A 4,534-nucleotide genomic window follows, 5' to 3' on the forward strand; every position below is an offset into this window, starting at 1 on the left:
GCCTCCAAATACCTAACGCCCGCCTAAGGGGCTGGCAACGCATTACCCTAAACTCAAACACAACAAACGTAACCGCCGCGGCTCAATGGGACTGGAAACGCTACGCGTTGACAGTCCCTCTTGAGGCGTTTGTTATGCTTAAGCTTCGACACTTTACATTTGAATCCAGTCAAAAATAACCCACTGAAATCATTGACCAAACTTTAAATTTCCTTGAATTAGAACTGGCGCAACTTTTACCTATGAACAGACCAATGCAGGCTTTCATTTAGCAACTAGGCCAATGTGGAAACCCTCTCCGACAAACCAACTCACCACGCATAGGAAAAATAATTCAATGAGGCAATTACGCTGAAACTTAAAGCGACAGATACATTGCCGCTTCGTTAGACAGCGACGAACAATATTGAATTGCCGACAAAACTGAACGGAATGCCAAAGGAATCGAAAATCACAACCTGCTGATTTTTATGGATTAAGCATAACGCCCGCCTAAAGGGCTGACAACGCATAACAACCAAACTCAAACACAATAACCGTAACCACCGCGGCTCAATGGGACTGGAAACGCCACGCGTTGGCAGTCCCTTTGAGGCGTTTGTTATAGCGGTGCTTTTAGTTGCCCGTGGACATATGATGTGTTGCACATAGCTTATTGCCTGCAGGATCTCGTAAATAAGCTAAATACATTTTTCTTTGTCCACTCATTCTGATACCCGGAGGATCTTCACAAGCAACTCCACCATTTGCTAAACCGGCTGCATGCCATGCTTCTACTAACTCTGGGCTACTAACTTTAAAGCCAATTGTCATCCCATTACCATGCGTCGCAGGTTCACCATTTACTGGTTTAGTAATACCAAGCACACCGTCTTGGTTTATGTAGAGACAGCGGCCTTTAGCGTCAATAACACCCGCCGGATAACCTAACACCGACAATATGGCATCATAGAAAACCTTTGACTTTTCAATATCATTTGAGCCGATCATGATGTGACTAAACATACTTGTTCCTTTTGTTGAGCAACGTCAGAATTTACTCTGAGGCATCGATTGAGCAATGTCTAGGTTGAAATGTGAGATAAGCTATAACGCCCGCCTAAGGGGCTGACAACGCATTACCACTAAACTCAAACACAACAGCCGTAACCACCGCGGCTCATTGGGACTAGAAACGCCACGCGTTGGCAGTCCCTTTGAGGCGTTTGTTATGCCTTTGGCTCACGATAGATGTTAGGCTGCCAGATTTGCATCAAAATCTCTGGATTTTCAACAGGTTTAAAACCGTATTGAGCATACAGACCATGAGCATCCCTTGTCGCCAAGACCATGCGTCGCAAACCTTGAAGCTCTGGATGAGTAACAATTGTTTCAACTAGCCGCTTACTTAAGCCTTTACCTCTTTGAGACTCAATGATGAACACGTCTGCTAAATAGGCAAAAGTTGCTTTATCTGTAATTAAACGAGCAAACCCCACTTGATGCCCAATTGAATCATAAACCCCAAAGCAAAATGAGTTTGAAATGGCTTTTTCTAATGTAGCCTTAGGGATATCAGCAGCCCAGTAGCTTTGAGAGATAAATTCGTAAATCACCTCAAAATTGAGTCGATTATTATCTGTGCTTATTTCAAATCCTTGCACTACAGTTTCTCCTTGAGGCATAACGCCCGCCTAAGGGGCTGGCAACGCATTACCACAAAACTTAAACACAACAACCATCACCACTGCGGCTCATTGGGACTGGAAACGCCACGCGTTGACAGTCCCTCTTGAGGCGTTTGTTATGGCTAGCAACCCAATGATTTATTGCGTAAAACCATTTAAGGATGTTCTAACCTTTCATCTCGACATTCGTAAGAGCCCATTTCGAATTCTCGACAAATCCAAGGGCGATTTTCGTAAATTGTACACATAAACGTTTCGCGATTTAGAGCTGAGCACCAGCCATCCGCCAAACGCAGCATTGTCTCGCCACCCCATTCATCGAATGCAATGTGCTGCTTTGGCACACCTGTATCGGTAATGATCATGACTTCTAAACGACAACAACAGGTGTGGCAGTTTGAGCAAGATATTTCAGGATTTAAAACATTTTTAATTGGGATTGTCATCGAGTTCTTCAGCGAATTTAATTGCAGCATAGTACTCCAATTTAAATCCACTTATCGACATTCGTGATGAACTCAATTTGATAGCCATAACGCCCGCCTAAGGGGCTGACAACGCATTACCACAAAACTCAAACACAACAACTGCAACCACCGCAGCTCATTGGGACTGGAAACGCCACGCGTTGACAGTCCCTCTTGAGGCGTTTGTTATATGCTGAAATCAGAACTAAAAGTACGTCGGTATTGGGTTTTCAAAATGTGATTGGTCTTTTGAAACACACAGACAATCCGAATCATTTATGCTGAAAAAACCGAGGTTCTCGTAATACTTACGCCCTATATCACTATGCAAGTAAATCGCCTTACAGCTTGGAGTATTCAATAACTCGGCTTTCATCAAACCGACCAATTTAGAGCCATAACCACGATGTCGTAGCTCTGGAGTTGTAACTAATGAACCAATGCCAAAGCATCCTTCTTGTAGACCGAATAATCCACTGTAAACAATAAGAGACGATACAATTCGCTCGCCATCAACCAACACATACCAAGTACCCGCTTGGTATTTTTTACTATTCTGGCAGTTAACTAAGTATTCTTGGAAAGATAGGCCACCATTCCAAACGTCAAACCCCATTGAGTAAATCGTATCTAACTCAAAAAGCTCAGCTTTTCTTAAAAACAATCTAGTAGACTCCGAATTTTATATGAGCATATAACGCCCGCCTAAGGGGCTGGCAACGCATTACAACCAAACTCAAAAACAACAACCGTAACCACCGCAGCTCAATGGGACTGGAAACGCCACGCGTTGACAGTCCCGCTTGAGGCGTTTGTTAGGCATTTGCCAACGGTTGTAATCGTTCTGCTGGAATGTTCCAACGCTCACCATTTGCTGTTGACACCGATACTGACTTCTTATTGAACTTAACGACAACACATAGCTGAATAGTGCCTTTATCATCGACAAACTGCGCCGGCGAACCAAGTATGAACTCTTGCCTTTTGGCTTGAACTTCAAGTTCATCCAGATACTCCAAACGAGCTACGATCCTATGATTTAACTCTATCAGTTCTTTTCGCGTTAACTTGCCTATGTCCATACTTAAAAACTCTACTACTTTGAATAATAAGGGCATTGTATCAGCTAAATTTGATAGTCGAACGATTAATGCCTAACGCCCGCCTAAGGGGCTGGCAACGCATAACACTAAACTCAAACACAACTACTGCAACCACCGCGGCTCATTGGGACTGGAAACGCCACGCGTTGACAGTCCCTCTTGAGGCGTTTGTTAGGCACAGGATGCCCGCTTTAGCACCCACTTTTCCAATTTTTCATTCTCGCTATCAACCACAAAACCAATGAAAACAAAGTTGTTAGCACGTACGACATTCAACGAAGCGAGGTTCGCCGATGAAATCAAAGCCACAACACTTTCAATTGAATCCACATTAAACGCTAACTGACAAAGTTGATTGACTGCCAATTTTGCAAATCCTCGACCTTGTTTATAAGACGAAACATTGTATCCAATTTCAACTTCACCATCTTGAGGTTCATCTTTGAAGCCACAGAAACCAACGACATTATTGTCCACTGACATCATGTAGGGTAATGACCAAATTTCAGCTTTTGAGTTTTGGATCTGCTCATAAGAACGAATCAGAACATGCTTTGGTGGCACAGCCCCTTCACAAAACGTCAATTCTGAGTCAAGGCAAACATGGTCGAGCAAGCATTTAAGATGACGCTGATTTAACTGTTGTAGTTCCAATTTTCCACCCTGTGCCTAACGCCCGCCTAAGGGGCTGACAACGCATTACCACTAAACTCAAACACAACAACTGCAACCACCGCGGCTCAATGGGACTGGAAACGCCGCGCGTTGACAGTCCCTCTTGAGGCGTTTGTTAGCCTTCTATTCGTGCAACGTGAAAGCTTGCCCGTGAACAGACTTATACTGAATATCTAGCTCTAGTGTATTGATAGTTTCTTCGAGAGCATTGACCTCAGACCAACCTTTAGCTGGGAAATTAACAGATAACAAACGAATTCGCTGGTTGTGAGCTATCGCGTAACCTTTAGATAACTCTGTATAGTTAAATTCGTCTGTTCTATCTCCAAACAATGCAGTTAACGCCTCACTAGCTTTGTATTTTTTATCACCTAGTTTGATATCAAAAGTATCTACAAATGCAGGTCCTAAGCCATTATTTATCAAATAGATTTCAATACGTCCTACACCCTTATTAAAAAAACGTTCCGTAAAAATATCTAAGTGAGGTTTTAGTGATATACGATTCTGGCGATGTTGGCTACTAGCTTGATACATAGTTAAAAACAATGCACATAACGCAATAATTTCAGATGCATACTTACTTAATAATTCCATAGTTAATCATATCCACAATGAAGGC

General features: G+C 42.9%; 7 protein-coding genes and 1 pseudogene. All 8 read right to left on the minus strand.

Going from position 1 to position 4,534, the window contains the following annotated elements:
* Window positions 1-264 precede the first annotated feature (264 nt).
* Window positions 265-423: pseudogene (locus AACQ21_RS04685) on the minus strand (DUF3709 domain-containing protein); the annotation flags it as partial.
* 192 nt (window positions 424-615) lie between these two features.
* Window positions 616-1,005, minus strand: a complete 390-nt coding sequence (locus AACQ21_RS04690) for a VOC family protein (RefSeq protein WP_105976649.1) — start codon at window positions 1,003-1,005, stop codon at window positions 616-618.
* Between the two features lie 203 nt (window positions 1,006-1,208).
* Window positions 1,209-1,664, minus strand: a complete 456-nt coding sequence (locus tag AACQ21_RS04695; protein ID WP_223275080.1) for a GNAT family N-acetyltransferase — start codon at window positions 1,662-1,664, stop codon at window positions 1,209-1,211.
* Between the two features lie 158 nt (window positions 1,665-1,822).
* Window positions 1,823-2,113 (minus strand): YkgJ family cysteine cluster protein, encoded by a 291-nt coding sequence (locus tag AACQ21_RS04700; RefSeq protein ID WP_105976652.1) that lies wholly within the window; start codon window positions 2,111-2,113, stop codon window positions 1,823-1,825.
* A 226-nt stretch (window positions 2,114-2,339) separates the two neighbouring features.
* Window positions 2,340-2,798, minus strand: coding sequence for a GNAT family N-acetyltransferase (locus AACQ21_RS04705; protein ID WP_080483722.1), 459 nt, complete (start codon window positions 2,796-2,798; stop codon window positions 2,340-2,342).
* Between the two features lie 151 nt (window positions 2,799-2,949).
* The gene (locus tag AACQ21_RS04710) at window positions 2,950-3,153 is read right to left on the minus strand and encodes a hypothetical protein (protein ID WP_181185535.1); all 204 of its coding nucleotides are present in this window, start codon (window positions 3,151-3,153) and stop codon (window positions 2,950-2,952) included.
* Between the two features lie 255 nt (window positions 3,154-3,408).
* Window positions 3,409-3,891 (minus strand): GNAT family N-acetyltransferase, encoded by a 483-nt coding sequence (locus AACQ21_RS04715; protein ID WP_105976651.1) that lies wholly within the window; start codon window positions 3,889-3,891, stop codon window positions 3,409-3,411.
* A 144-nt stretch (window positions 3,892-4,035) separates the two neighbouring features.
* A complete protein-coding gene (locus AACQ21_RS04720; protein WP_000422095.1) occupies window positions 4,036-4,509 on the minus strand; it encodes a hypothetical protein in 474 nt (157 codons plus the stop codon).
* Window positions 4,510-4,534 lie beyond the last annotated feature (25 nt).

This window comes from Vibrio sp. V01_P9A10T6, from assembly GCF_963877065.1.
Lineage (GTDB): Bacteria > Pseudomonadota > Gammaproteobacteria > Enterobacterales > Vibrionaceae > Vibrio > Vibrio anguillarum.